This window comes from Sphaerotilus mobilis (genome assembly GCF_004216565.1).
Taxonomy (GTDB): Bacteria; Pseudomonadota; Gammaproteobacteria; order Burkholderiales; family Burkholderiaceae_C; genus Sphaerotilus; species Sphaerotilus mobilis.
Genome location: NZ_SGWV01000009.1, coordinates 118,631 through 144,055 on the forward strand (window position 1 = coordinate 118,631; position 25,425 = coordinate 144,055).

At 68.1% G+C, this 25,425-nt stretch carries 26 protein-coding genes; 19 read left to right on the top strand and 7 right to left on the bottom strand.

All coding sequences use genetic code 11. The features are described 5' to 3' along the window. Positions 1-393 precede the first annotated feature (393 nt). Both secB and EV685_RS09770 read left to right on the top strand, forming a co-directional pair. On the top strand, positions 394-849 hold the full coding sequence (gene secB / locus EV685_RS09765; RefSeq protein WP_130481839.1) for a protein-export chaperone SecB: 456 nt from the start codon (positions 394-396) through the stop codon (positions 847-849). 63 nt (positions 850-912) lie between these two features. Further along, complete coding sequence (locus tag EV685_RS09770) at positions 913-1,902, top strand: NAD(P)H-dependent glycerol-3-phosphate dehydrogenase (RefSeq protein WP_130481840.1); 990 nt, start codon at positions 913-915, stop codon at positions 1,900-1,902. 24 nt (positions 1,903-1,926) lie between these two features. Here the strand turns inward: EV685_RS09770 and EV685_RS09775 are convergent, their stop codons facing one another. Further along, complete coding sequence (locus EV685_RS09775) at positions 1,927-2,397, bottom strand: tRNA (cytidine(34)-2'-O)-methyltransferase (protein WP_130481841.1); 471 nt, start codon at positions 2,395-2,397, stop codon at positions 1,927-1,929. A 20-nt stretch (positions 2,398-2,417) separates the two neighbouring features. Continuing rightward, complete coding sequence (locus EV685_RS09780; protein WP_242615522.1) at positions 2,418-3,200, bottom strand: ComF family protein; 783 nt, start codon at positions 3,198-3,200, stop codon at positions 2,418-2,420. 115 nt (positions 3,201-3,315) lie between these two features. On the opposite strand from EV685_RS09780, the gene EV685_RS09785 reads away from it, so the two are divergent. From EV685_RS09785 to EV685_RS09810, 7 genes are all read left to right on the top strand, one after another. Beyond that, a complete protein-coding gene (locus EV685_RS09785) occupies positions 3,316-4,260 on the top strand; it encodes a biotin synthase (RefSeq protein ID WP_242615523.1) in 945 nt (314 codons plus the stop codon). A 387-nt stretch (positions 4,261-4,647) separates the two neighbouring features. Beyond that, the gene (coxB, locus tag EV685_RS09790) at positions 4,648-5,823 is read left to right on the top strand and encodes a cytochrome c oxidase subunit II (RefSeq protein ID WP_130481843.1); all 1,176 of its coding nucleotides are present in this window, start codon (positions 4,648-4,650) and stop codon (positions 5,821-5,823) included. 29 nt (positions 5,824-5,852) lie between these two features. Beyond that, positions 5,853-7,490 (top strand): cytochrome c oxidase subunit I, encoded by a 1,638-nt coding sequence (gene ctaD / locus EV685_RS09795; protein WP_130481844.1) that lies wholly within the window; start codon positions 5,853-5,855, stop codon positions 7,488-7,490. A 50-nt stretch (positions 7,491-7,540) separates the two neighbouring features. After that, a complete protein-coding gene (locus EV685_RS20975) occupies positions 7,541-7,660 on the top strand; it encodes a cytochrome oxidase small assembly protein (protein ID WP_242615524.1) in 120 nt (39 codons plus the stop codon). 4 nt (positions 7,661-7,664) lie between these two features. Then, on the top strand, positions 7,665-8,300 hold the full coding sequence (locus tag EV685_RS09800; RefSeq protein ID WP_130481845.1) for a cytochrome c oxidase assembly protein: 636 nt from the start codon (positions 7,665-7,667) through the stop codon (positions 8,298-8,300). An 8-nt stretch (positions 8,301-8,308) separates the two neighbouring features. Further along, positions 8,309-8,572, top strand: coding sequence for a DUF2970 domain-containing protein (locus EV685_RS09805; RefSeq protein ID WP_130481846.1), 264 nt, complete (start codon positions 8,309-8,311; stop codon positions 8,570-8,572). 76 nt (positions 8,573-8,648) lie between these two features. Continuing rightward, on the top strand, positions 8,649-9,530 hold the full coding sequence (locus EV685_RS09810; RefSeq protein WP_130481847.1) for a cytochrome c oxidase subunit 3: 882 nt from the start codon (positions 8,649-8,651) through the stop codon (positions 9,528-9,530). Positions 9,531-9,665: 135 nt separating this feature from the next. Here the strand turns inward: EV685_RS09810 and EV685_RS09815 are convergent, their stop codons facing one another. Further along, positions 9,666-9,896 (bottom strand): DUF2909 domain-containing protein, encoded by a 231-nt coding sequence (locus tag EV685_RS09815; RefSeq protein ID WP_130481848.1) that lies wholly within the window; start codon positions 9,894-9,896, stop codon positions 9,666-9,668. Between EV685_RS09815 and EV685_RS09820 the strand changes: the two genes are divergently transcribed. The 5 genes from EV685_RS09820 to EV685_RS09840 are packed head-to-tail and all read left to right on the top strand — an operon-like array spanning position 9,895 to position 14,162. Then, positions 9,895-10,677, top strand: a complete 783-nt coding sequence (locus EV685_RS09820; RefSeq protein WP_130481849.1) for an SURF1 family protein — start codon at positions 9,895-9,897, stop codon at positions 10,675-10,677. The two genes, EV685_RS09815 and EV685_RS09820, sit on opposite strands and share 2 nt — an antisense overlap. Further along, the gene (locus EV685_RS09825) at positions 10,619-11,347 is read left to right on the top strand and encodes an SCO family protein (RefSeq protein ID WP_130481850.1); all 729 of its coding nucleotides are present in this window, start codon (positions 10,619-10,621) and stop codon (positions 11,345-11,347) included. The genes EV685_RS09820 and EV685_RS09825 overlap by 59 nt, the downstream gene beginning before the upstream one ends. Positions 11,348-11,356: 9 nt before the next feature. Then, entirely contained in the window at positions 11,357-12,607 is a 1,251-nt protein-coding gene (locus EV685_RS09830) for a COX15/CtaA family protein (RefSeq protein ID WP_130481851.1), read from the top strand. Continuing rightward, positions 12,604-13,518, top strand: coding sequence for a heme o synthase (gene cyoE / locus EV685_RS09835; protein ID WP_130481852.1), 915 nt, complete (start codon positions 12,604-12,606; stop codon positions 13,516-13,518). The genes EV685_RS09830 and cyoE overlap by 4 nt, the downstream gene beginning before the upstream one ends. A gap of 8 nt (positions 13,519-13,526) precedes the next feature. Beyond that, positions 13,527-14,162 carry an SCO family protein gene (locus EV685_RS09840; RefSeq protein ID WP_242615525.1) on the top strand — a complete coding sequence of 212 codons (636 nt, stop codon included), beginning with the start codon at positions 13,527-13,529 and terminating at the stop codon, positions 14,160-14,162. Positions 14,163-14,205: 43 nt separating this feature from the next. Here EV685_RS09840 and EV685_RS09845 read toward each other — a convergent pair whose 3' ends face one another. The 4 genes from EV685_RS09845 to EV685_RS09860 form a co-directional block, all read right to left on the bottom strand. Then, entirely contained in the window at positions 14,206-16,086 is a 1,881-nt protein-coding gene (locus tag EV685_RS09845; RefSeq protein ID WP_130481853.1) for an ATP-binding cassette domain-containing protein, read from the bottom strand. A gap of 144 nt (positions 16,087-16,230) precedes the next feature. Further along, a complete protein-coding gene (gene pal / locus EV685_RS09850) occupies positions 16,231-16,788 on the bottom strand; it encodes a peptidoglycan-associated lipoprotein Pal (protein WP_130481854.1) in 558 nt (185 codons plus the stop codon). Between the two features lie 110 nt (positions 16,789-16,898). Continuing rightward, the gene (gene lnt, locus EV685_RS09855) at positions 16,899-18,470 is read right to left on the bottom strand and encodes an apolipoprotein N-acyltransferase (RefSeq protein WP_130481855.1); all 1,572 of its coding nucleotides are present in this window, start codon (positions 18,468-18,470) and stop codon (positions 16,899-16,901) included. Positions 18,471-18,483: 13 nt separating this feature from the next. Next, entirely contained in the window at positions 18,484-19,374 is an 891-nt protein-coding gene (locus EV685_RS09860) for an HlyC/CorC family transporter (RefSeq protein WP_130481856.1), read from the bottom strand. 186 nt (positions 19,375-19,560) lie between these two features. Between EV685_RS09860 and EV685_RS09865 the strand changes: the two genes are divergently transcribed. The 5 genes from EV685_RS09865 (at position 19,561) to hslU (ending at position 25,266) form a co-directional block, all read left to right on the top strand. Continuing rightward, positions 19,561-20,613, top strand: coding sequence for a CobW family GTP-binding protein (locus EV685_RS09865; RefSeq protein ID WP_130481857.1), 1,053 nt, complete (start codon positions 19,561-19,563; stop codon positions 20,611-20,613). Between the two features lie 294 nt (positions 20,614-20,907). Further along, positions 20,908-21,396 carry an RNA polymerase-binding protein DksA gene (dksA, locus tag EV685_RS09870; RefSeq protein ID WP_130482343.1) on the top strand — a complete coding sequence of 163 codons (489 nt, stop codon included), beginning with the start codon at positions 20,908-20,910 and terminating at the stop codon, positions 21,394-21,396. Between the two features lie 63 nt (positions 21,397-21,459). Further along, positions 21,460-23,217, top strand: coding sequence for a hypothetical protein (locus EV685_RS09875; RefSeq protein WP_130481858.1), 1,758 nt, complete (start codon positions 21,460-21,462; stop codon positions 23,215-23,217). Between the two features lie 115 nt (positions 23,218-23,332). Beyond that, positions 23,333-23,869, top strand: a complete 537-nt coding sequence (hslV, locus tag EV685_RS09880) for an ATP-dependent protease subunit HslV (protein WP_130481859.1) — start codon at positions 23,333-23,335, stop codon at positions 23,867-23,869. A 20-nt stretch (positions 23,870-23,889) separates the two neighbouring features. Continuing rightward, positions 23,890-25,266, top strand: a complete 1,377-nt coding sequence (gene hslU / locus EV685_RS09885; protein ID WP_130481860.1) for an ATP-dependent protease ATPase subunit HslU — start codon at positions 23,890-23,892, stop codon at positions 25,264-25,266. The last annotated feature ends 159 nt before the right edge of the window (positions 25,267-25,425 follow it).

Here is a 25,425-nt window from a genome sequence, read left to right on the forward strand (position 1 = left end):
CCGCCGAGCAACCACTCATCACTTGACAGACCTGGTATCGATGGCCAATTTCGCTTGGCGCGCACCCATTTGGGGATCGATATTCCCGAGTTGTTTGCAAGGGGTTAATGTTCGAGTAAGCGGATTTGGCCGGGACGATCCGTGAACAAGCGCACGAATGCCCCCATACCCAAATCGGGCATGAACCCCGATAGGCGAGAAGTGTGAAGTTTTCCTACCCGAATCGACCCCCGATTCGAGGGACGGGCGGGAACGGACCGCCGAGCTGCGGCCCGCCGCACCCGCGGGGCGGCGCCCACCGCTGCGCCGAGGTCCCGCTGCCATAATCCGATCCGCCCGCGCGAGCGCGGGCTTTTTTGCGACCTCCGCGCCCACCCGAACGAGACACACACCATGGCCGACGAACAAGCCGCAGCGGGCGAAGCGCCCGTCTTCCAGATCCAGCGCGTCTACCTCAAGGACCTGTCGCTCGAACAGCCCAACTCGCCGCAGATCCTGGTCGAACAGGGCCAGCCCAACGTCGACATCAACCTGCAGGTCGAGGTCGCCCCGATCGCCGAAGGCATGTTCGAGGTCGCCGTCACCGCCACCGTGACGACCACCCTGGGCGAGCGCACGCTGTTCCTGTGCGAGGCCAAGGAAGCCGGCATCTTCGAGATCCGCAACATCGAGCCCGAGCAGATGCAGCCCATCCTGGGCATCGCCTGCCCCGGCATCGTCTATCCCTACCTGCGTGCCGTCGTGGCCGACGTCATCAGCCGCGCCGGCTTCCCGCCGGTGCACCTGGCCGAAGTCAACTTCCAGGCCATGTACGAGGCCCAGCAGGGCCAGGTCGCCGGCAACGCCTGATGCCGCGACGGCGGTGGCGCCCGGCCACCGCCTTCTCTCCCAACACCCGAGACGTCACGCAGCATGCAGATCACCGTGCTCGGCGCCGGTGCCTGGGGCACGGCGCTGGCCGCCCAGGCCGCCCGCCACCACCCCACGCTGCTGTGGGGCCGTGACGCCGATCAAGTCGCGACGATGGCCCGCGAGCGGGTCAACCCGCGCTACCTGCCGGACGTCGCGTTGCCCGCATCGCTGACCTACGGCGCGGACCTGGATGCCGCACTGGCCCACGCCGGCCGCCACGGCACCGACGGTCTGGTGATCGTCGCCACGCCGATGGCCGGCCTGCGCGGCATGCTGGCGGGCATCCCAGCCCATCTGCCGACCTTGTGGCTCAGCAAGGGCTTCGAGGCCGGCACCGGCCGACTCGGCCACGAGATCGCCCGCGAGGTCGCGCCCGGGCTGCGCTGCGGCGTGCTGTCGGGTCCGAGCTTCGCGCTCGAGGTCGCCCGCCAGCAACCGACCGCGCTGGTCGCCGCCAGCCACGACGAGACCCTGCGCGACGCCGCCATCGCGGCCCTGCACGGCGGCAGCCTGCGGGTCTATGGCTCGGACGACCCCATCGGCGTCGAGGTCGGGGGTGCTGTCAAGAACGTGCTGGCGATCGCCACCGGCATCGCCGACGGCATGGACCTGGGCCTGAACGCGCGTGCCGCGCTGATCACACGAGGCCTGGCCGAAATGACCCGGCTGGGCCTGGCCCTGGGCGCGCGGGCCGAAACCTTCATGGGCCTGTCCGGCCTGGGCGACCTGGTGCTGACCGCCACGGGCGACCTGTCACGCAACCGCCGAGTTGGCCTGTTGCTGGCGCAAGACCGGACCCTGGCCGAGATCCTGGCCACGCTGGGCCATGTCGCCGAGGGCGTCTACAGCGCCCACACCGTGCTTGACCGGGCGCAGCAGTGTGGCGTCGACATGCCGATCACGGCGGCCGTTGTCGCGGTGTTGCAAGGCCGGATGTCGCCGCGCGCGGCGGTCGGCCTGCTGATGCAGCGCGAGGCGCGCAATGAGTGACGGGCCCGCAGCGCAGGACGCGGTTCAGGCCGCGCCTGCGTAGCCGTGCTGGCGCCAGGCCTCGAACACCGTCACCGCCACCGCATTGCTCAGGTTGAGGCTGCGCTGGCCCGATCGCATCGGCAAGCGCACGCGCTGCGACGGCTCGAAGCGATCGCGGATGCCCTCGGGCAAGCCGGCGGTCTCGCAGCCGAACACCAACCATGCACCGACCGGCCAGCGCAGTTCGCCGAAAGGCCGGCTGCCGCGCGTCGTGAAGGCGTACATCGCCGCCGGATCGGGCGACTCGGCGCGCAGGAAGGCGTCCCAGTCGGCGTGGCGACGCACCGGGGCGTGCTCGTGGTAGTCCAGCCCGGCACGCTTGAGCAGCTTGTCGTCCATCGAGAAGCCGAGCGGCTCGATCAGGTGCAGCGTGCACCCCGTGTTGGCCGCCAGCCGGATCACGTTGCCGGTGTTGGGCGGGATCTCGGGGTGGACCAAGACGATGTGGAACATGGGCGGGCAGGACGTCAAGCTCAGGACGGCGCGCAGTATGCCGAGCCGATCCGGCCGCCGTCGGCCGGCGTGCGGGCCAGCGCCCAGACCGTGACACAACGGACGCCCGAACGCTTGAGCACGCGGGCGCATTCGGCCAGCGTCGCGCCGGTCGTCATGACGTCGTCGACCAGCACGACATGCACGCCGGCCAGCGCGGACCGGGCCGAGGCGGGCACGGCGTAGGCGCCGTGCACCTGGCGGCGGCGCGCCTCGCCGCTCAGTTCGGCCTGGTGGGCACCGCCAACGAGGCGCTCGATCAGGTCATCGCGCACCGGCAGTCCCAGCGCCGGGCCAAGCCGGCGTGCCAGTTCCCAGGCCTGGTTGTAGCCCCGCTCGCGCCAGCGTTCGGCGGTCAGCGGGACCGGCAGAAGCAGGGTCGGCGGGTCCCGGTCAGGCGTCGCAGCCCGGTGGTAGGCCTGCAGCATCAGCCCGGCCAATGGCCGGGCCAGCTCGGCCGCCGCGTGGAACTTGAACGCAGCAATCAGGCGATCCCACGGCATGCCGTAGTCAAGCGCCGCCCAGGCGGCGTCGAAGGCCGGCGGCTGACGCCGGCAGTCGGCACACAGCGGCTCGGCCGGCCGACCGGCGTCACGGGCTTCCTGAAGATGCCGCGCAAGGCCCGCCGGCAGACCGATCGCGCAGCGTGCACACCGCCAGCGCGGCGCCGCGAAGGCGGCCTGGCAGTCGGCGCAGATCACGTCGGACGACCAAGCGTCGCAGACCTGGCACTGGCTGCGCCAAACGCCGGAGCAGGCCGACAAGCCTGCCCGCCACCACCCCTTCGCAGTCGACCGGACGGCCGGAACACGCGATGGAATCGGGCCTGTCGGCAAGGGCGGGTGTGACATGGGCGGGTCACTATACTGCCGCGCCACCATGGTCCAGCCCCCCACGACGGCCCCCTCCGACCCGGTCCCGACACCCGGTCTGGACGGCCGCACGATGCTCGATCCGGCCGCCGTGACGCGCCTGCGGCAACAGCGCCGGGCCGATGCACCGCAGCCCTGGCTGCACGGCGAGATCGCCCGCCGCATGGCCGATCGGCTGAGCCTGGTCCGGCAAGCGCCGACCGAGGTGCTGGACTGGTGGCCCGAGCGCGCCGAGGGGACCGACGCCCTGGTCGCCGCCTGCCCGCAGGCACGCCGGTGGCAGGTCGAGGCGGGAGACCCGAACGCGTCGATCCGCCCAGCGCCCACGCCCGACAAAGCCTGGTGGCGCCAGCTGCTCGACAAGGTCGCCAGCAGCGACACGCCGGCCGCGCCGCCGGTCGACCTGCTGTGGGCCAACATGATGCTGCACTGGGCCGATCCGCTGCCCGCACTGCTGGCACAGTGGCACCGGGCGATCCGGGTCGACGGCTACTTGATGTTCTCGAGCTTCGGCCCCGACACGCTGCGTGAGCTGCGGCCGATCTACCGCGCCGCCGGCTGGGGCGAGCCGGCCAGTCCCTGCATCGACATGCATGACCTGGGCGACGAGCTGGTCCGCGCCGGCTTCGCCGACCCGGTCATGGACATGGAGACGCTGAAGCTGAGCTGGGCCGGCGCGCCCGCCCTGCTTGCCGAGCTGCGCAGCCTTGGCCGCAACACCCATCCACAACGCCACGCCGGCCTGCGCACGCCGCGCTGGAACCAGCGCCTGCAGGAAACCCTTGCAGAGCAGCTGGCAGGGCCTGACGGACGCCTGACGCTCACGTTTGAAATCGTCTACGGGCATGCATTTCGTGCCGTCACGCGTGCAAAGGTCAGCGCGCAGACCTCCATCACGCTGGACGCGATGCGCGAAATGACGCGTCGACGCAACCCGCCCGAGGGTGCATGACACCTCTGGCCTCCGCGACTTGTGAACATTCTTTGCGAGCCCGTTGGCCCCTCGTAGAATTCACGGGTTGAGCTGCAAGGCGACGCAATGATCCCGATCAAGTGCTTCATGCCCTTGACTTGATCCTCACCAAGGCCCGCGCACTGTCGTGGGCCGCTTCGTGTCAGAGCTGGCACGACGCAAGGTGATGCGAGCCCCAGTCGCACCAAGTGTCCTGCCACGACATCCGGACCGATCTGGATGACGTGGTCACCGGGCCTCGGGCACAGTGACCGAGCATCGTCCCGCCGCCGGGGCGGAGCGGGCGGTCAGGCAACTCTCAAGCGCAGCGTGTCGAACCCGGCAAGGTCCGGGCGGGCACCGGGTGATGAACGGAAAGTGAAGACGATGAAGACCATGAATGCTCTGCGACGGCACCTGGCCCGGGTCGGCCTGGCCACGTGTGCGGCGCTGGCGACGCCAGCGACCTGGGCTGTCAACAGCCTGCCGGGCGGACCGGGCGTCAACCAGCTTGATCTGCCCATCGGTGCGAGCAAGATGTCCGCCGATCTGCACCAGCTGCACTGGATCATGATGATCATCTGTGCGGTGATCTTCGTGCTGGTCTTCGGCGTGATGTTCTATTCGATCATCAAGCATCGCAAATCCAAAGGCCACAAGCCGGCCAACTTCCACGAGAGCATCGCCGTGGAAATCGCCTGGACCGTCGTGCCCTTCGTGATCGTGATCGGCATGGGCGCGATGGCCACCAAGACCGTGGTCGCCCAGAAGGACACGACCAACGCCGACCTCACGATCAAGGCCACGGCCTATCAGTGGAAGTGGGGCTATGACTACCTGAAGGGCGAAGGCGAAGGCATCGGCTTCCTGTCGACGCTCGACACCAGCCACCGCGTCATGTCGGATTCGGGCAAGCCCGAGAACATCGACAACTACCTGCTCAAGGTGGACAACCCGCTGGTGGTGCCGGTCAACAAGAAAATCCGCGTGATCACCACTGCTGACGACGTGATCCACGCCTTCATGGTGCCGCAGTTCGGCATCAAGCAAGACGCGATCCCCGGTTTCGTGCGCGACACCTGGTTCCGCGCCGAGAAGGTTGGCGACTTCTATGGCCAGTGCGCCGAGCTGTGCGGCAAGGAACACGCCTACATGCCGATCCATGTGAAGGTGCTCTCGCAAGAGGACTACAGCGCATGGGCAGCCGAAGAGAAGAAGAAGCTTGCCGCCAAGGCCGATGATCCTGCCAAGGTCTGGGCGCTGCCCGATCTGGTCGCCCGTGGCGAGAAGGTCTACGCCGCCAACTGCCAGGCCTGCCACCAGGCCAACGGCAAGGGCGCCGGCCCGATCAAGCCGGTGGACGGCTCGCCGGTCGTGCTCGATGCCGACAAGACCAAGCAGATCGCCGTGCTGCTGAACGGCCAGAACAATGGTGCGATGCCTGCCTGGAAGCAGCTGTCCGACACCGAGATCGCCGCCGTCATCACCTACACGAAGAACAACTGGTCCAACCAGACTGGGCAAATCGTGCAGCCGGCCGACGTCGTCGCGGCACGCAAGTAACACAGGCTCAACCGAGAGGTACACGAACCATGAGCGCAGTTCTTCACCCCGGCGGCCACGCCCACGACGGTCACGGTCATGACGACCACCACGACCACCATGCGCCGCATGGCTGGCGTCGCTGGGTCTTTGCGACCAACCACAAGGACATCGGCACGCTGTATCTGCTGTTTGCCTTTGCCATGCTGATGATCGGCGGCATCCTGGCCCTGCTGATCCGCCTTGAGCTGTTCCAGCCGGGCCTGCAGTACGTGAACCCCGAACTGTTCAACTCGTTCACGACGATGCACGGGCTGATCATGGTGTTCGGCGCGATCATGCCGGCCTTCGTCGGCTTCGCGAACTGGATGCTGCCGCTGCAGATCGGCGCCTCCGACATGGCCTTCGCCCGGATGAACAACTTCAGCTTCTGGCTGATGATCCCGGCGGCCATCATGCTGGTGGCGAGCTTCTTCATGCCCGGTGGCGCTCCCGCCGCTGGCTGGACGCTCTACGCGCCGCTGACGCTGCAGATGGGCCCGTCGATGGATGCCGGCATCTTCGCGATGCACATCCTCGGCGCCTCGTCGATCATGGGTTCGATCAACATCATCGTCACCATCCTCAACATGCGCGCCCCTGGCATGACGCTGATGAAGATGCCGATGTTCGCGTGGACCTGGCTGATCACGGCCTATCTGCTGATCGCCGTCATGCCCGTGCTGGCCGGTGCCATCACGATGACGCTGACCGATCGCCACTTCGGCACCACCTTCTTCAACCCCGCCGGCGGCGGTGACCCGATCCTGTACCAGCACGTGTTCTGGTTCTTCGGTCACCCCGAGGTCTACATCATGATCCTGCCGGCCTTCGGCATCGTGAGCCAGATCGTTCCGGCCTTCGCGCGCAAGAAGCTCTTCGGCTACGCCTCGATGGTCTATGCGACCGCCTCGATCGCGATCCTGTCTTTCATCGTGTGGGCCCACCACATGTACACGACCGGCATGCCGCTGACCGGCCAGCTGTTTTTCATGTACGCGACGATGCTGATCTCGGTGCCCACCGGCGTGAAGATCTTCAACTGGGTCGCCACGATGTGGAAGGGCTCGATGACCTTCGAGACCCCGATGCTGTGGGCCGTCGGCTTCATCTTCGTGTTCACGATGGGCGGCTTCACCGGCCTGATCCTGTCGATGGCACCGATCGACCAGCAGTTGCACGACACCTACTACGTGGTGGCCCACTTCCACTACGTGCTGGTGGCCGGCTCGCTGTTCGCGATGTTTGCGGGCGTCTACTACTGGGGTCCGAAGTGGACCGGTGTCATGTATTCCGAGACGCGCGGCAAGATCCACTTCTGGGCCTCGATGTTCTTCTTCAACCTGACCTTCTTCCCGATGCACTTCCTCGGCCTGGCCGGCATGCCGCGCCGCTACGCCGACTACCCGCTGCAGTTCACCGACTTCAACATGGTCGCGTCGATCGCCGGTCTGGGTTTTGGTCTGTGCCAGGTCTACTTCTTCCTGTTCGTCGTCGTCCCGATGATGCGCGGCCAGGGCGAGAAGGCCCCGCAAAAGCCGTGGGAAGCCGCTGAAGGCCTGGAGTGGGAAGTGCCGTCGCCGGCCCCGTTCCACACCTTCGAGAACCCGCCCAAGCTCGACGCCACCGCGACCCGCGTGATCGGCTGAGCATCCGCTACAGCGATCCCGCGATCCATCGAAACCCAGCAGTCCCCGCCATGTCCCTGCCTTCCGATGACAAGCGCCGCCAGAACCGCAAGCTTGGCCTGATCCTGGCAAGCGTGGCGGTGGTCTTCTTCCTTGGCTTCTTCGCCAAGGTCGTGATGTTGGGCAAGTGACGCGATGACACGAGAGCAACGACCCAGCGCCGGTGTCGCGGTCCGCCGCGACAACGTGCGCATGCTGGGCAAGCTGGCACTGGTCGCCGGCCTGATGTTCGGCTTCGGCTATGCGCTGGTGCCGATGTACCGGGCGATCTGCGAGGCGATGGGCATCAACGTGCTGTCGGTCTCGGAGCTCCGCCAGGCTGGCCGCAGCCAGGACGCCGAGACGCTGCGCAACACCCAGGTCGACCGCAGCCGCACGATCACGGTCGAGTTCGATGCCAACGCGCGTGGCCCCTGGGACTTCAAGCCGGCGCAGCGTTCGGTGCAGGTGCACCCGGGCGAGGTGACCACCGTCATGTACGAGTTCCGCAACGTGCAAAACCGGACCATGGCGGCCCAGGCCATCCCGAGCTACGCACCGCGCAACGCCTCGCCGCACTTCAACAAGCTCGAGTGTTTCTGCTTCAACGAGTACACGCTCGCGCCCGGTGAGGCCAAGAGCTGGCCGGTGGTCTTCGTGATCGACCCGAAGCTGCCCAAGGACGTCACCACCATCACCCTGTCCTACACCTTCTTCGAGGTCGGGGCCAAGGTGAAGGGTGCCAATGGCAGCAGCGCGGCCGCCGCGCCGATCGTGGTGCCGGGCTCATGAACTCGCCGATGCAAACACCCGAGCCACACGACCCACACGCGCCCGGCGCGGACCTGAAGGCGGCAGCGCAGCGCGAGCTGTCCTTCCGCCAGACCGCCGCGGCAGTCGCCTGGTCCTTCCTCGGCATCCGACGCGGGCGCGACTACCAGAACGACGTGAACCGGCTCAACCCGGTGCACGTGATCATTGCTGGCGTGATCGCCGCCCTGCTGTTCGTGCTGGGCCTGGTCATGCTGGTGAAGTGGATCGTCGCCAGCGGTGCGGCGACCTGACCCCGACATCCGAACGAACCCTTCCGGTTCACCACGACAGACAACCACAGACATCAGCCAGTTTCAGGAGCTAGACATGTCGGCAGCGAGCAAGGGCGTCACGCCCTACTACTACGTCCCGGCGCCCTCGCGGCACCCGGTCATGATGGCCATTGGCCTGTTCTTCGTGATTCTTGGCGCCGGCCAGTGGATCAACGGCCACGGCTGGGGTGCCTATTCCCTGATGCTGGGCCTGGCCTGGGTGGCGGTGGTGCTGCGCCAGTGGTTCGGCGAGGCCGCCGGCGAGAGCGAAAGCGGTCTCTACAGCGACCGCATCGACGTCTCCTACCGCTGGAGCATGGCCTGGTTCATCTTCTCCGAGGTGATGTTCTTCGCCGCCTTCTTCGGTGCGCTGTACTGGCTGCGTGTGCAGTCGGTGCCGAGCCTGGGCAGCCTGGAGAATGCGCTGCTGTGGCCGGACTTCAAGGCGCTGTGGCCCAGCGCCGGCGTTGGCATCACGGCCGCGCCGGCCGGAACGGTCGATGCGTTCAAGACGATGGGCCCGTGGCCGATCCCGACCATCAACACCGCCCTGCTGCTGACCTCGGGCGTGACGCTGACGATCGCGCACCATGCGCTGATCGCTGACCAGCGCGCCAAGTGCATCCGCTGGATGTGGGTCACCGTGCTGCTGGGCATCGTCTTCCTGGGTTTCCAGGGCTATGAATACGCCCACGCCTACAGCGACCTGAACCTCAAGCTGTCCTCGGGCGTGTTCGGCTCGACCTTCTTCTTGCTGACCGGCTTCCACGGCTTCCACGTGTTCGTCGGCATGCTGATGCTGTTGTTCATCACGCTGCGTCTGCAGAAGGGCCACTTCAGCGCCAAGCGCCACTTCGGCTTTGAAGGCGCGGCCTGGTACTGGCACTTCGTCGACGTCGTCTGGCTCGGCCTCTACATCGTCGTCTACTGGTTCTGAGGCGGACCCCGGCGGTGCCCGGCACCGCCGTCTGCCACCCACCCGGAGAGCGGCCCTAGACCGCAGCAGGGAAGAAAAAAGAGCGCCTCGCGGGCGCTCTTTTTATTGGCGGGGCAGACGCTGAACGGCCGTCGATCAGATCGGCTTGAGCGGCACGCCGGTCGGCTGGATCCAGCCCATGAACCAGCTCAGCAGCACAAACAGGAAGACCGCGACCGACACGCCGATGCGCACCGTCAGGGCACGCGCCATGTGCGAACGCCCATCCTGATCGTCGCCCTCGCGGGGACGCCTGAGCATGAAGACACCGGCTGAGGCCAGCGCTCCGAGAATGACGACGAAGGCCAATCCGATGATGAGTTTCATGGCGACCGATTATTCCACCCACCCCCCGCCCGAGCCCCGTCCGTCACGCCGCGGCCAGCAGCTGTTCGTGTTGGCGGCCGCCGTGGTGGTCTGTGCAGTGACCGCACGGCTCGGCGTCTGGCAACTCGACCGCGCCGACCAGAAGACGCGGCTGCAGCAGCAGATCGCCTCGCGCCACGCCCTGCCCCCGCTCTCAGCGGCAGACTGGCCGGTCGAACGCGCAGCTGACCCGTCCCTGCACGATCGCCTCGTGACGTTGCGGGGGCAGTGGCGCCACGACGGCACGGTCTACCTGGAAAACCGGCAGATGCAGGCCCGCCCCGGCTTCCACGTTGTCACGCCGCTGGTGCTGGCGCCCGGCGATGCCGTGATGGTCGTGCGCGGCTGGATCCCGCGCGATGGGCAGGACCGCACCCGGCTCGCGCCCTTGCCCCAGCCGGCGGGCGATCAGGAGGTCCAGGGCAGGATTGCCCCGCCACCGTCCAAGCTCTACGACTTCGGTGACGCCGGTCAGGGACTCATCCGCCAGAATCTCGACCTCGCCGCCCATGCCTCGGCCCTGGGCCTGCCGCTGCGGCCGGCGTCGATCCTGCAGACCGATCCGGTCCGTGCCGACGAGGCGCCACTGTTGCGCGACTGGCCGGCGCCGGCCGTCGACATCCACAAGCACCTGGGCTACGCCGCCCAATGGTTCGCCCTGAGCGCCCTGAGCGCAGGACTCTATGTCTGGTTCCAACTCATCCGTCCCCGCCTCCAGCAGCGTCGCAGCGCCACGGCCTGACGAGGACGCACCGCTCGGCCTGACGGTGCATAGCCTGCCGGTCCAGCCCATCGAGGTAGACCAGCGCACCCGCAGCGGCCGCTTGCGCATGCTGCTTATCCTGCTGATGTGCGCCGCACCGGTGATCGCCTCCTACTTCACGTATTACGTGATCCGGCCTCAGACGCACTCCAACTACAGCACGCTGATCTTGCCGCCACGCTCGGTGCCCTCGGCCACCCAGCTGAGCCTGCAGGACCTCGCCGGCCGGCCGGTCGATCCGGTCACCTTGCGCGGCCAGTGGCTGCTGGTGGTGGTGTCCGATGGCGCCTGCGACAGCAACTGCGAGACGCTGCTCTATGCCCAGCGCCAGCTGCGCGAAGGGCTGGGACGAGAGAAAGAGCGGCTGGACCGCGTCTGGCTGGTGACCGGCGAAGCAGCGCCGCGCCCGGAGCTGTTGCCGGCGATGGCACAAGCCACCGTGCTGCGCGCCGTCGAGGGCCAGGTTGCCAACTGGCTCGAAGCGGAAGCGGGTCGCCGGCTGGGTGATCACCTCTATCTGGTCGACCCGCACGGGCAATGGATGATGCGGGTGCCCGCCGACTTCGACCCGGCCAAGGTCCGCCGTGACCTCGAACGGCTGCTGCGCGCCGCCGCGTCCTGGGACCGGGCGGGTCGCGACACCCTCTGAGTCGACACCATGAACGCGGAGCTGATCGACATGAGCCCCGTCCTGCTGCTCGCCGGCATCGGCCTGCTGCTGGCCGGCGGGCCGCTCCTGTGGCTGTTGCGCCGCCATCGCCATGCCGGCACGCCAGAACGGCTGCGGGCGCTGACCCTGCTGGCGCTGTTCCTGACCTTCGACCTGATCGTGTTCGGCGCCTACACCCGCCTGTCCGACTCGGGCCTGGGTTGCCCCGACTGGCCGGGCTGCTACGGCAGCGTCAGTCCGCTTGGCGCCCGCAGCGAGATCCAGGCGGCCCAGTCCGCCATGCCAACTGGCCCGGTGACACACGGCAAGGCCTGGATCGAGATGATCCACCGCTACCTCGCCACCGGCGTGGGCATGCTGCTGATCGTGCTGTGTGCCTGGACGTGGCGGGCTGCACGCCGGTCGGTGCGCACCAGCGGTCATGCCACGGCTGCGATCTCGCCCGGCTGGGCCACGCTGAGCCTGTTCTGGGTCTGCCTGCAGGGTGCCTTCGGCGCGCTCACGGTGACCATGAAGCTCAACCCCGGGATCGTCACGCTGCACCTTCTGGGCGGCATCGGCCTGCTGGCCCTGCTGGCGGTGCAGGCGCAGCGCTACACCGCCGGCCTGGCCACGCCGGGCAGTGCGGTCACGGGTGACGGGCTCTGGCCCAGCCCAGTCGCCCTGAGTGCCGGCCTGCGCCGTGCCGTGCTGGCGGTGCTGCTGCTGGTGATCGTGCAGGTGATGTTGGGCGGCTGGGTGAGCACCCACTATGCCGTGCTGGCCTGCACCGAGTTCCCGACCTGCCAAGGCCGTTGGTGGCCGGAGATGGACTACTCGCACGCCTTCGAATGGCGCCCGGCCCTGGGGCTGAACGCTGCCGGCCAGCAACTCTCGCTGGCCACACTGACCGCCATCCACATGACCCACCGTTTGGCCGCCTTCGTCGTGCTGGCCGCGATGCTGGCGCTGGGCATCGCGCTGCGACGGGACGTTGACGTCCGCGCACGGCCCTACGGCACCTGGCTGATCGCCCTGGCGGCCTGGCAATTCGTCAGTGGTCTGTCCAATGTGGTGCTGGGCTGGCCACTGGTCGCCGCACTCGCCCACACCGCCGGCGCTGCAGCGCTTGTCGCGGTGCTCGCTGCGTCGCTGGCCGCCTCGACCCGCCTCACCGTTCCCGAACCTGGCGGCCAATGGCCGTCCCGCCCGGCCACGCGCGTCCGCGCCACGCCGGGTGCCACACCCGAGTCCGCATGAACGCCACCTCGAGCGCCGCCGCGCCGTCCCTCTCGCCCTGGCGACAGTACCTCGCCCTGACCAAGCCACGGGTCGTCCAGCTGATCGTCTTCTGCGCAGCCATCGGCATGCTGTTGGCCGTCCCGGGCCTGCCCGACCTGGAACAGGCCCGGCTGGCGCTCTGGGGCACCGTCGGCATCTGGCTGGTCGCCAGCGCGGCGGCGGCCTTCAACTGCCTGATTGAGCAACACATCGACGCCCGCATGAAGCGCACCGCGTGGCGCCCAACCGCCCGCGGTGAACTGAGCCGCACGCAGGCGCTGGTGTTCTCGGCCGTGCTGGGCGGCGCGGGCATGGTGGTGCTGCACGCAGGCGTCAACCCGCTCACGGCCTGGCTGACCTTCGGCACCTTCGTGGGCTATGCGGTGATCTACACCGTCGTGCTCAAGCCGCTGACGCCGCAGAACATCGTCATCGGTGGCGCTTCGGGCGCCATGCCACCGGTGCTGGGCTGGGCTGCACTGACCGGCGACGTCGGCCCCGAATCGATGATCCTCTGCCTGATCATCTTCCTGTGGACGCCACCGCACTTCTGGGCCCTGGCGCTCTACCGCGCCGACGACTACGCCCGCGCCGGCCTGCCGATGCTGCCGGTCACGCACGGCAACGAGTTCACCCGGCTGCAGATCCTGCTCTACACCCTGGTGCTGCTGGCCGCCACCTTGCTCCCCTTCGTGCAGGGCATGAGCGGCTGGCTCTATCTCGCCGCTGCGCTGGTGCTGGGCGCCCGCTTCATCCACTACGCGTTCAAGCTCTGGCGCCACTACAGCGAGACGCTGGCGCGGGCCACCTTCCGCTTCTCGATCTGGCACTTGTCGCTGCTGTTCGCGGCGCTGCTGGTCGACCACTACACGCTGCCTTGGCAACGGTGAACCGCCCCATGCCCACGCCACGGCTGGCGATGCCGATAACGCCGCGTCGACTACTGCTGGCCCGCGCCCTGGCGCTGGCGGGACTGTCGGTCGGCCTGACGGGCTGCGACGAGCCCCCACGAGCGCCCTTCAAGGCCGTCGACATCACCGGCGCCGACTACGCCAACCGCTTCGAGATGCCCGACCTCGACGGTCGCATGCGCACGCTGGCCGACTTCAAGGGCCGGCTGCCGGTGGTCTTCTTTGGCTACACACATTGCCCGGACGTCTGTCCGACGACGCTGGCGATGCTGGCCGAGGTCCGCCAGCTGTTGGGCGCCGATGGCGACAAGGTGGTCGCGGTGCTCGTCACCATCGACCCCGAACGCGACACCGCCGAACTGCTGAAGCCCTACGTCGCCAGCTTCGGTGCGGACTGGGTGGCCCTGCGGGGCGACGCCGCCCAGACCCAGGCCATGGCGCGGATGTTCAAGGTCTTCTACCGCAAGGCGCCGGGCCGCGAGCCCGGCAGCTACACCATGGACCACACCGCCGCGTCCTATGTGTTCGATCCGCGCGGACGCATCCGGCTGTATGTGCGCAACGGCATGCCGGCCGCCGACCTGGCGGCCGACCTGCGTCAGCTGCTGGCCGAACGGGGCTGAGTCGGGCGCAAACCTCGGCTGGGCGCCTCAGCGCCCCAGCGCGTCACCGCGCCGGTGCCGACAGCGTTTCCCAGCGTTCGAGCAAGGTCATCAGCTCCTCATCGATCTGGCCGTGCCGGGCATGGACCTCGGCCACGCGCTGCGGCGACTCGGCGTAGATCGCGCTGCCGGCGAGCAGCTCGGACAGCCGCTTCTGCTCGGTCTCCAGCGCCTCGATGCGCGCGGGCAGTTCGTCCAGCTCGCGCTGTTCCTTGTAGCTGAGCTTGCGACGGGCCGGTGCGACGGGCGCCGCCACCGGCGTGGCCACAGCCTTCGGGGCCTCGACCTTGCTGGCCTCCTTGGCGGCCAGGGCTGCCGCGCGGCGTGATTGCTGCAGCCAGTCCTCCACGCCACCCTCGTACTCGCGCCAAGCACCGTCGCCCTCGCTGACCAGCGTGCTGGTGACCACAGCGTCCAGGAAGGTGCGGTCGTGGCTGACCAGGAAAACGGTGCCGGGGTAGTCCTGCAGCAGGTCTTCGAGCAGTTCCAGCGTCTCGATGTCGAGGTCGTTGGTCGGCTCGTCGAGCACCAGCACATTGGCCGGCCGTGCGAACAGGCGAGCCAGCAACAGCCGGTTGCGCTCGCCGCCAGACAGGCTCTTGACCGGCGAATTGGCCCGCGCCGGCGCGAACAGGAAGTCGCCCAGGTAGCCCATCACATGCTTGCGCGTGCCGCCGATCTCGACCCACTCGCTGCCCGGGCTGATGGTGTCGGCGAGCGTTGCCTCGGGGTTGAGCACCTCGCGCATCTGGTCGAAGTAGGCGACCTGGATCTGCGTGCCCAGACGGACGGTACCGCTGTCGGGCGCGAGCTGGCCGAGGATGAGCTTGAGCAGCGTCGTCTTGCCGGCGCCGTTCGGGCCGATCAGGCCGACCTTGTCGCCGCGCAGCACGGTGTAGTTGAAGTCGCGCACGATGGTGCGCTCGCCGAAGGACTTGGCCGCGCCTTCCAGCTCGGCCACGATCTTGCCGCTGCGCATGCCCGCGTCGAGCTCAAGTTTGGCTTTGCCGACCACGTCGCGGCGGGCCGCACGTTGTTCGCGCAGCTTCTCCAGCCGGCCGATGCGCCCAACACTGCGGGTGCGGCGGGCTTCAACGCCCTTGCGTATCCAGACCTCCTCCTGCGCCAGCAGCTTGTCGAAGCGGGCCTGGGCCAGCGCCTCGTCCTGCAGCTCGCGCGCCTTGGTCGCCTCGTAGGCCGAGAAGCGGCCCGGGTAGCTGCGCAGCACGCCGCGGTCGAGTTCGACGATGCGGGTCGAGACGGCATCCAGGAAGGCGCGGTCGTGGGTGATGACGACCAGCGCGCCGCGGAAGCTGGTCAGCAGTTCCTGCAGCCACAGGATGGCGTCGAGGTCGAGGTGGTTGGTCGGCTCGTCGAGCAGCAACACGTCCGGCGCGGCGGCCAGCGCACGTGCCAGCGCCACCCGCTTGCGCAGACCGCCCGACAGCGCATCCACCCTGCGCTCGGGATCGAGCTGCAGGCGGTGCAGGGTCTCGTCGACGCGCTGCTCCCAGGTCCAGCCGTCAACCGCCTCGATGCGGCTCTGCAGCGTGTCCAGATCATCGTCCGGCCCCGGGTTCTCGTAGCGTTGGCGCAGGTCGCGGGCCTCGGCCACGCCGTCGCTGACGGCCTCGAACACGGTCGCACCGGGCTCGAAGGTGGGCTCCTGCGCGACATAGACCCGACGCAGTCCCTGCTGGACCTGCAGCAGGCCGTCATCGGGCAGTTCCATGCCGGCGAGGATCTTCAGCAGCGAAGACTTGCCGCTGCCATTGCGGCCGATCAGGCCGATGCGCTCGCCGTTTTCGAGCGACATCGCAGCATGGTCGAGCAGCGCCACATGGCCATAGGCCAGACTGGCATCGAGCAGGGTCAGCAAAGCCATCGCGCAGATTTCCGTTCATGGCCTCGCGCCCGCACGGCGGGAATCGAGGCACCAAAGAAAACGCCCGAACAGCCGGAGCAGCCGGCCATTCGGGCGTGTGGAGGCGGGACCGTTGCGTGGCGCGTCAGGTCCCTGCCCGCTGGATCAGCGGTACTTGACGTCGGCGCGGCGGTTCTTGGCCCACGCTTCTTCGGTGCTGCCGGTGGCGACCGGACGCTCTTCGCCGTAGCTGACGGCTTCCAGCTGCGCGTCACGGGCGCCCAGCAGCTTGAGCGACTGCACGACGGCCTGAGCGCGCTTGTTGCCCAGAGCCAGGTTGTATTCGCTGCTGCCGCGCTCGTCGGCATTGCCTTCGATGACGACCTTCACCGCCGGGGCCGAAGCCAGGTACTTGCCGTGCAGTTCGACGACCGGACGGTCATCGGCGCGGATCACGAACTGGTCGAAGTCGAAATAGATGCTGCGCTTCTTGGACAGGTCGCTGTTCGGATCCAGGTGCGGCGCCAGGGCGGCGGCGGCGTTGTTGCTGGTCGCTGCGGCGGCCGGAGCAGCCGGGGCGGGAGCCGGGGCTGGGGCGGGCGCGGGAGCCGGTGCCGGGGCGGCGGCCGGAGCCGGGGCGGGCGCGGGGGCCGGCGCCGGGGGCGTGCTGGAGCATGCAGCCAGCGTCAGTGCGATGAGGGCGGCGGAGGTCAGACGGATCATTGTTGGTCCTGGTGGCAGCAGTGGGTGGGGCCGCATGCGGAACACACGGAGCCAAATATTTTAGCGTGACGAAGTGACGGTTCAGGACATGCCCTGTCAACCAGTTCACGTCAATGCGTGTCGAACCTGATCCCAAGCGAACGACGCCGCAGCCGCCACACGATGGTCACCAGCGCAAACGCCCAGGCCGGCCAGAGTCCCAGGCGGCCAGCCCAGACGGCGTAGGGCGTCAGGCCCGTCCGGGCTTCGACCTCGCCGACCAGCACGCCGCGCCGATGGGCCGGCAGGGCGTGCCGGACCTCGCCGCGGTGGTCGATCACCACGGTGGCGCCGGTGTTGGTCGCCCGCAGCATCGGCCGCTGCAGTTCGAGCGTGCGCATGCGCGAGATCTGCAGGTGCTGCGGCACGGCGACGCTGCGGCCGAACCAGGCGATGTTGCTGACGTTGGCCAGCACGCCGGGCACATCTTCCGGCGCGCCGACAAAGCGGGCCGCGAGTTCCTCGCCAAACAGGTCCTCGTAGCAGATGTTGGGCGCCACCGCGACGCCCTTGACCCGGAACGGCGGGGCGATCAGCGGGCCGCGCGTGAAGTCGCCCAGGGGGATGTGCATCGCGTCGACGAACCAGCGGAAGCCTCGCGGCACGAACTCGCCGAAGGGCACCAGATGGTGCTTGTCGTAGCGGTAGGGCGGCGTGCCGGCTGGCCCGAGTCCGGCCACCGAGTTGGTGTAGCCGCGCTCGAAGTCGCCGAGGGGCACACCGACCAGCACATGACGGTCGCTGCGCGCGACCTGCGCGGTCAGTGTCTGCCACAGACCTTCTGGCAATTGGGCAGGCAGCAGCGGGATGGCGGTCTCGGGCGCGACGACCAGATCGGTTTGGGCCGCCAGCAAGGTCTGGAGATGCCAGTCGAGCGCCTCGGGCAGGCGCTCGGCGCTAAATTTTTCGTCCTGACTGACGTTGCCTTGCAGCAGGGAGACGCTCAGGCGTGTCCCCGCCACGGTGAAGTCATGGCCCCGCCAGGCCGGCGCCCAGCCAGCCGCTCCCAGGACCAGTGCGGACAACAGCAGCGCGATGCGGCGCTCCCGGCCGCCGGACAGCCAAGCCGCCGACTCGCCGGCGAACCAGGCGGCCAGTCCAGCCGCGACGGCACCGACGCCGTACACACCCAGCCATGGCGCCGCTGTGGCCAGCACGCCATCGGTGTGCGCATAGCCGCTGGCGCCCCAGGGGAAACCGGTGAACCACTCGCCACGCGCCAGTTCGATGAACAGCCACAACGCCGCAAACAAGACCGCATCAGGGACCGGCAGGCCGCATCGGGCGCGCTGCCAGAGTGCCAACGCGGCGGCTGGCAACAGCGCCAGCGCAGCGGCCAGCGCCAGCACCGCCAAGGCGGCCAGTGGCGCTGCCAAGCCGCCGTAGTCGTGCATGCTGATGTAGAGCCACCAGAAGCTGCCTGCCATCCAGCCGGTGCCGGCCAGCAAACCTAGCCACGCAGCCCGGCCGGTGCCGGCACGTCCGGCGACGACCAGCAACAACAAGCCCGCCAGCGACAGCAACTGGAGACCCGGCAACGATGCGGGCGCCAAGGCCAGCGCCTGCCCCAGGCCGCAGAGCACAGCAGCTGGCGCGGTCAAGCGCGACGGCCAGGGGGCCGCAAGGGCAGGGCTCGGACTCATCGGGGGAGAACGTTCAGCGGTTCTCGTCGCGCTCGTCAGCCGGAACGCGGGTGACCTTGAACCAGCGCACCGCCCCGCCCCGGGTCAGCATGACGGTGAAGCGCAGGCCGGCCACATCGACCGATTCGCCCCGACGCGGGACCTGGCCATGCTGGTGGGCGACCAGGCCGCCGATGGTCTCGAACGCATCGACCGGCAGGCTCACCGCGAAGGTCTCGGCCACCGCCGCGATGTCGGCATCGCCGGCCACGCGCTGGCTCCCGTCGGCGAGCGTGTAGATGCCGGCCTCGGTGTCCTTCTCGTCGAACTCGTCCTCGATCTCGCCGACGATCTCTTCCAGCACGTCCTCGATCGTGATCAGGCCGGCGACGCGGCCGAACTCGTCGACCACCAGGGCCAGATGATTGCGGTTGGAGCGGAAGTCGCGCAGCAGTTCGTTGAGGCCCTTGGACTCGGGGACGAACACCGCCGGTCGCAACAGGGTGCGAAGGTTCAGCTCCGGTGCCCGCTGCAGCTTGAGCAGGTCTTTGGCCAGCAAGATGCCGATGATGTTCTCGCGCTCGCCGTCGTAGACCGGGAAGCGCGAATGGGCGCAGTCGATCACGTTGGCCAACAGCTCGTCGTAGGGCGAGGCGATGTCGAGCAGGTCCATCCGGGGAGCAGCGACCATCGCATCGCCGGCGGTCAGGCCCGCCATGCGGATCACGCCTTCGAGCATCGCGCGCGACTCGGGGTCGATCAGCTCACGTTGCTCGGCCTCGGCCAGCGATTCGATCAACTCGGCGGTGGAGTCCGGGCCGGGCGAGATGAATTCGAGCACGCGCTCGAACAGCGAGCGCCGGTCTGGGGGGCTGGAGCGCCCCGATTCGCGTGGAGAACGCGAACCTGGCTGAGGTTCGGACACGGCGGGATGCCGGAAGTGGAGACGCGCAAAGAATACCCGATGGTCGTGACGGGCCATGCGCTCGCAGCCCGTCCTTCGCGCCTTGACGACACCCGGGCCTTGACAGACAGTGCATCATCCCCATGTCAGGGGTCGCTTGCCACAACCGTGCGCCGGCCCCGTCCATTCCTGCGAAAGTCGTCCGTCATGTCCACCGGCCTCATCCCCGCCACCATCCTCACGGGCTTCCTCGGCTCGGGCAAGACCACGCTGCTCAAGCGCGTGCTGTCCGAGTCACACGGCCAGAAGATCGCGGTGATCGAGAACGAGTTCGGCGAGGAAAACATCGACAACGACATCCTCGTGGCCGAGACCGAGGAGCAGATCATCCAGATGAGCAACGGCTGCATCTGCTGCACCATCCGCGAAGACCTGCGCGCCACGCTCACCGACCTGGCTGCGCGACGCCGCAAGGGCGAGATCCAGTTCGATCGCGTCGTCATCGAGACCACCGGCCTGGCCGATCCGGGCCCGGTCGCGCAGACCTTCTTCATGGACGACGAGATCGCCGAGAGCTACTTGCTTGATTCGGTCCTGACGCTGGTTGACGCCAAGCACGCGGCGCAGCAGTTGAACGACCGCCAGGAAGCGCGCCGCCAAGTCGGCTTCGCCGACCAGATCTTCATCAGCAAGACCGACATCGCCGATGCCGCATCGGTCGACGCGCTGGCCCATCGCCTCAAGCACATGAACCCGCGTGCACCGCAGCGACGGGTCCACTTCGGCGAGGTGCCGATCGCCGAGGTCTTCGACCTGCGCGGCTTCAACCTCAACGCCAAGCTCGAGATCGATCCGGACTTCCTCAGCGGTGACGGCCACGGCCCCGCCCATGAGCACCACGATCACGACCATGACCACGAGCATGGCGAGCACTGCGATCACCCGCACCATCACCACCACGACGACGACGTGAAGTCCTTCGTGTTCCGCTCCAACCGGGCCTTCAGCCCGGCCAAGCTGGAAGACTTCCTTGGCTCCATCGTGCAAATCTACGGCCCCAAGATGCTGCGCTACAAGGGTGTCCTGCTGATGCAGGGCACCGACCGCAAGGTGATCTTCCAGGGTGTGCACCAGTTGATGGGCAGCGATCTGGGCCCGAAGTGGGCCACCGGCGAGGAGCGTGGCAGCAAGATGGTCTTCATCGGCATCGACCTGCCGCGCGAGGTGTTCCAGCAAGGGCTGGAACACTGCCTCGTGTGACGCCTGACACGTCGACCTGAGCCTAGCCATGACGCGCACCTTGCCCCACCGATGCGCGCCAGGGCTGCGTGGCTACAATCCGCGCGCCCGACGGGGCCGGCAACACCGCAGCGGCGATCCAGTCCCGCAGCCGGTGACGGCATCCGAAACCGGTCGGCACACCGTTCGAGACGGGCGTGCCGCCGGTCACACACAAGCATCAGAAGCACATCCGGATCGGCCCGAGATGTCCGCAGTTCGACCGCCCTGGTGGTCGCAGCGCCCTCCAACCTGCCAACCTCCTCGAGTCGTCCCATGCCTGTGAACGAAGCCACCCGCGCGGCCCAAAAAGCCGACCCGAAACTCGCCAATGCCTGGAAGAACAAGGCCGGCCGCGACATGAGCGAGCCCGAGCTGATGGCCATGCCCGACAGCGAGTACATGAACGAGAAGCAGCTCGAGTTCTTCCGCGTTCGCCTGGAAGCCCAGAAGAACGACCTGCTGAGCAATGCCGGCGAGACCACCGAGCACCTGCGCGAAGACACCTCCATCGTCCCCGACCCGGCCGACCGCGCCACGATCGAGGAAGAGCACGCGCTGGAACTTCGCACCCGCGACCGCGAGCGCAAGTTGCTCAAGAAGATCTCGCAGGCGCTGTCACGGATCGAATCTGGTGACTATGGTTACTGCGACGAAACAGGTGAACCCATCGGTCTCGGCCGCTTGCTGGCACGACCGACCGCTACACTTTCCCTCGAAGCGCAACAGCGCCGGGAACTGAAGCAGAAGCTCTTCGGCGACTGATCCCGCGCACCCGCCGCAGCCACCCTTCGTACAGCCTCCAGCGCGCGGCATCGCACAGCCCTCATGTCTGAACCCAAGGAACCCCAGAAGAGCGGCTTCCTCCGAAAGGTGGTGCGGTTTGCGCTCAACCCGACCACCGATTGGGCAGACCTGAACGGCAATCCACAAGAGCAGAAAGAGGACGATCAGGCCAAGACCGAGCTCAAGGCCATGATCGAGCGCAAGCGCCGCAATGACTTCGTGCGCAAGCGCGAGTTCGACATGCTGCGCAAGATCCGACGTGAAGGCCTGACCGGCGAGGGACTTGCCGGCTTGGAGGGGCTTTCGCACCTGGACGACTCCGAGGTCCGAACGCAGGACAGCGGTGCGCGCGCCGAGGGCGACGTCAAGGACAAGATCGACGCGATCGAACGCATGATGGTCGGCGAGTCTGGCGGCAATCGGCGCGGCGCGGCGGTGATGCGTTCAACGACGCCGTCGATGTCCGATGCCTTCTTTGCCGCCACCACCGCTCCGCAGGTGATGATGCCGGCCCACGCCGCCGATGCGTTCAAGCCGACGACGCCGATGCAGATGCTCGAAGGCTCGCTGCAGCTGAACCTGCCCGACCCTTCGTCGGGGCCTGGCGGCGACGCTGGCGCGCCGGCGCGCATGATGAGCAAGGGCATCTCGGCCCTGTCGCCACTGATGGGTCTGGGTGAAGGCTCGAATGCCTTCGCCGTCGAGGTGACCGAGCTGGCCCATGACCCCGAGCTGGACGAGGCGGTGATCGCCTTTGCCAACGCCGACTTCGAGCAGTGCGAGCACACCCTGCAAGGCCTGATCGCGCCGGGCGCGCAGCGTTCCCAGCACACCGAGACCTGGTTCGCGCTGTTTGACCTCTACCGTGCCACCGGCCTGCAAGCCAAGTTCGACGCGCTGGCCATGGACTATGTGCAGCGCTTCGGCTGGTCGCCGCCGCAGTGGTTCTCGCTGCCGCGCATGGTTGCCGAAGCGGCTGCCGGCGACGCCCCCAAGACGGCTCGCAAGCCCTCGCAAATCGATGGCTCGATCGGCTGGGTCGCCCCCGATCTGGTCGACGTGCCGGCCGTCCAGCAGCTGCGCAACCAGCTGCTGCGCATGCCGCTGCCCTGGGTGCTGGACTGGCGCCAGGTGCGCCGCATCGACGCCCAGGCCAGCGCCGCGCTGACCAAGCTGCTGACCGACTGGTCCAACGAACCGATCGAGATGCGCTGGATCGGCGGCGAGAAGTTCTTTGCCCTGCTTGCCGATCTGGCGCCGCCCAACAGCCGCAACGCCGATCCGGCCTTTTGGCTGCTGCGTCTCGAAGCGCTGCGCTTGGCCAACCGAGCGCCCGACTTCGATCAGGCCGCGATCGACTACTGCCTGACCTACGAGGTCTCGCCGCCGTCCTGGTCCAACGCTCGCTGCTCGCTGCGCGTGTCCGGCGGCAGCGGCGTGACCGTCTCCCCGCCGACCCAGCCAGCCGACAGCGGCCTGGCCTTCCCCGAGGTCGATGCGGCCGAGGACAGCGTGCCGATGGTCTCCACCGTTGAGCTCAACGGCCAGCTGGTTGGTGACATCGGTGCCCTGCTCAAGGGCCTCGAGAACAAGGTCGGCACCGCCTCGATGATCCACGTGTCGTGCGCCCGCCTGATCCGCATCGACTTCATCGCGGCGGGTGACCTGCTGAACTGGGTGCTGGCACGCCGCACCGAGAACCGCAGTGTCAGCTTCATCGACGCGCACCGGCTGGTCGCGCTGTTCTGTGGCGCGATGGGCATCACCGAACACGCCCGCGTGACGGTCCGCAACATCTGAGCGTCCCGTCGACCCAGCCTTGGGTCGACACCTCGCCGGACTTGTGATCGACGGCTTCGGCGCCAGCTTCCACCGACGACACCGCACCGCGCAGCTCGCCCTGCGCCCTCCCCTCATGGAATCCTTCCACGGCACCACCATCCTGAGCGTGCGTCGCGGCAGCCAGGTCGCGATGGGCGGCGATGGCCAGGTCACGCTCGGCCACATCGTCGTCAAGTCCAGCGCCCGCAAGGTCCGCAAGCTCTACCGTGACCAGGTGCTGGCGGGCTTCGCCGGTGCCACCGCCGACGCCTTCACGCTGTTCGAGCGCTTCGAGGCCAAGCTCGAGAAGCATCAGGGCCACCTCGTGCGAGCCGCTGTCGAACTGACGCGCGACTGGCGCACCGACCGCGTGCTGCGCAAGCTCGAAGCCATGCTGGCGGTGGCCGACCGCACGGCCTCCCTGATCATCACTGGCAACGGCGATGTGCTCGAACCCGAACACGGCATCGTCGCGATCGGCTCGGGTGGCGCCTACGCCCAGGCCGCCGCGCGCGCCCTGCACGAGCACACGCAGCAGAGCCCGGCCGAGATCGTCAAGCGCTCGCTGGAGATCGCCGGCGACCTGTGCATTTACACCAACCAGTCGCACGTCATCGAGACGCTGGACTGACCCGTCACGAGTCCCATCCCATGGCCCTGACCCCGCAAGAGATCGTCGCCGAGCTGGATCGCCACATCGTCGGCCAGCACGGCGCCAAGCGTGCCGTCGCCATCGCACTGCGCAACCGCTGGCGGCGCCAGCAAGTTGAAGGCGCGCTGCGCAGCGAGATCACGCCCAAGAACATCCTGATGATCGGCCCGACCGGCGTCGGCAAGACCGAGATCGCGCGCCGGCTGGCGCGGCTGGCCGATGCGCCCTTCATCAAGGTCGAGGCCACCAAATTCACCGAGGTCGGCTACGTCGGCAAGGACGTCGACAGCATCGTGCGCGACCTGGTCGAGAGCGCCATCAAGCAAGAGCGTGAACGCCAGGTGATCGCCTTGCGCAGCCGGGCCGAGGACGCTGCCGAGGATCGCCTCCTTGACGCCCTGGTGCCGCCGCCGCGCAGCGCCTCGCGGGCGCCCGACAACCTGTTCGGCTTCGCCGCCGAACCCGCGCCGCCGCCCGCCCCCGTGCCCGACAGCACCGCCCGCCAGGTCATGCGCAAGCGCCTGCGCGAGGGCACGCTGGACGACAAGGAAATCGAGATCGACCTGGCCGACCCCAAGCCGACGATCGACGTGATGGCGCCAGCCGGGATGGACGGCATGGCCGACCAACTCAAGGGCCTGTTCGCGCAGATGGGCCAGGCTCGCCGCACGACCCGCAAGCTCAAGATCGCCGAAGCCCGCACGCTGCTGATCGACGAGGAGGCCGGCAAGCTCGTCAACGAGGACGAGATCCGCAGCCGCGCGGTCGCCAACGCCGAGCAGAACGGCATCGTCTTCCTCGACGAGATCGACAAGGTCGCCAGCCGTAACCACGACGGCGGTGGCAGTGGCGCGGAAGTGAGCCGCCAGGGCGTGCAGCGCGACCTGCTGCCACTGGTCGAAGGCACCGCCGTGCAGACCAAGCACGGCCTGGTCCACACCGACCACATCCTCTTCATCGCCTCGGGCGCCTTCCACCTGTCCAAGCCCAGCGACCTGATCCCCGAACTGCAAGGCCGCTTCCCGATCCGGGTCGAGCTGCAGGCCCTGTCGGTCGAGGACTTCGAGGCCATCCTGACCCGCACCGACGCCAGCCTGATCAAGCAGTACCAGGCCCTGCTGGCGACCGAAGGCGTGACCCTGGACGTGGCGCCCGACGCCATCCGCCGCCTCGCCCAGATCGCCTGCGACGTCAATGAACGCACCGAGAACATCGGCGCGCGGCGCCTGTCGACCGTGCTCGAACGCCTGCTCGACGAGATCAGCTTCGACGCCCCGGCCCGCGCCGGCCAGACCATCACCATCGACGCCACACTGGTCGACGCCCGCCTGGCCGATCTCGCCGCCAACGAGGACCTGTCGCGCTACGTGCTGTGAGCGCAAGCACCCGCGCAAAGTCTGGCCAGCGACCGGTTGTTGAACTCGCAGGTCCTGTCGGGGATCGAGGATGGGCGGCTTTCGCTCGCGGTCTTGCCGCTGGCGGCGCACGAGTCTAGGCAAGTCGGCACCCGCCTAGACTCGTGGCTCCGGCGCCTG

Coding starts and splice junctions, on each gene's coding strand:
- secB (WP_130481839.1), top strand. CDS start 394: ATGGCCGACGAACAAGCCGCAGCGGGCGAAGCGCCCGTCTTCCAGATC.
- EV685_RS09800 (WP_130481845.1), top strand. CDS start 7,665: ATGACACGAGAGCAACGACCCAGCGCCGGTGTCGCGGTCCGCCGCGAC.
- EV685_RS09865 (WP_130481857.1), top strand. CDS start 19,561: ATGTCCACCGGCCTCATCCCCGCCACCATCCTCACGGGCTTCCTCGGC.
- EV685_RS09785 (WP_242615523.1), top strand. CDS start 3,316: ATGGTCCAGCCCCCCACGACGGCCCCCTCCGACCCGGTCCCGACACCC.
- EV685_RS09875 (WP_130481858.1), top strand. CDS start 21,460: ATGTCTGAACCCAAGGAACCCCAGAAGAGCGGCTTCCTCCGAAAGGTG.
- coxB (WP_130481843.1), top strand. CDS start 4,648: ATGAAGACCATGAATGCTCTGCGACGGCACCTGGCCCGGGTCGGCCTG.
- ctaD (WP_130481844.1), top strand. CDS start 5,853: ATGAGCGCAGTTCTTCACCCCGGCGGCCACGCCCACGACGGTCACGGT.
- EV685_RS09770 (WP_130481840.1), top strand. CDS start 913: ATGCAGATCACCGTGCTCGGCGCCGGTGCCTGGGGCACGGCGCTGGCC.
- EV685_RS09830 (WP_130481851.1), top strand. CDS start 11,357: ATGAACGCGGAGCTGATCGACATGAGCCCCGTCCTGCTGCTCGCCGGC.
- EV685_RS09775 (WP_130481841.1), bottom strand. CDS start 2,397: ATGTTCCACATCGTCTTGGTCCACCCCGAGATCCCGCCCAACACCGGC.
- hslU (WP_130481860.1), top strand. CDS start 23,890: ATGGCCCTGACCCCGCAAGAGATCGTCGCCGAGCTGGATCGCCACATC.
- EV685_RS20975 (WP_242615524.1), top strand. CDS start 7,541: ATGTCCCTGCCTTCCGATGACAAGCGCCGCCAGAACCGCAAGCTTGGC.
- EV685_RS09845 (WP_130481853.1), bottom strand. CDS start 16,086: ATGGCTTTGCTGACCCTGCTCGATGCCAGTCTGGCCTATGGCCATGTG.
- EV685_RS09805 (WP_130481846.1), top strand. CDS start 8,309: ATGCAAACACCCGAGCCACACGACCCACACGCGCCCGGCGCGGACCTG.
- cyoE (WP_130481852.1), top strand. CDS start 12,604: ATGAACGCCACCTCGAGCGCCGCCGCGCCGTCCCTCTCGCCCTGGCGA.
- EV685_RS09840 (WP_242615525.1), top strand. CDS start 13,527: ATGCCCACGCCACGGCTGGCGATGCCGATAACGCCGCGTCGACTACTG.
- pal (WP_130481854.1), bottom strand. CDS start 16,788: ATGATCCGTCTGACCTCCGCCGCCCTCATCGCACTGACGCTGGCTGCA.
- EV685_RS09815 (WP_130481848.1), bottom strand. CDS start 9,896: ATGAAACTCATCATCGGATTGGCCTTCGTCGTCATTCTCGGAGCGCTG.
- hslV (WP_130481859.1), top strand. CDS start 23,333: ATGGAATCCTTCCACGGCACCACCATCCTGAGCGTGCGTCGCGGCAGC.
- EV685_RS09820 (WP_130481849.1), top strand. CDS start 9,895: ATGGCGACCGATTATTCCACCCACCCCCCGCCCGAGCCCCGTCCGTCA.
- EV685_RS09810 (WP_130481847.1), top strand. CDS start 8,649: ATGTCGGCAGCGAGCAAGGGCGTCACGCCCTACTACTACGTCCCGGCG.
- lnt (WP_130481855.1), bottom strand. CDS start 18,470: ATGAGTCCGAGCCCTGCCCTTGCGGCCCCCTGGCCGTCGCGCTTGACC.
- dksA (WP_130482343.1), top strand. CDS start 20,908: ATGCCTGTGAACGAAGCCACCCGCGCGGCCCAAAAAGCCGACCCGAAA.
- EV685_RS09825 (WP_130481850.1), top strand. CDS start 10,619: ATGTCTGGTTCCAACTCATCCGTCCCCGCCTCCAGCAGCGTCGCAGCG.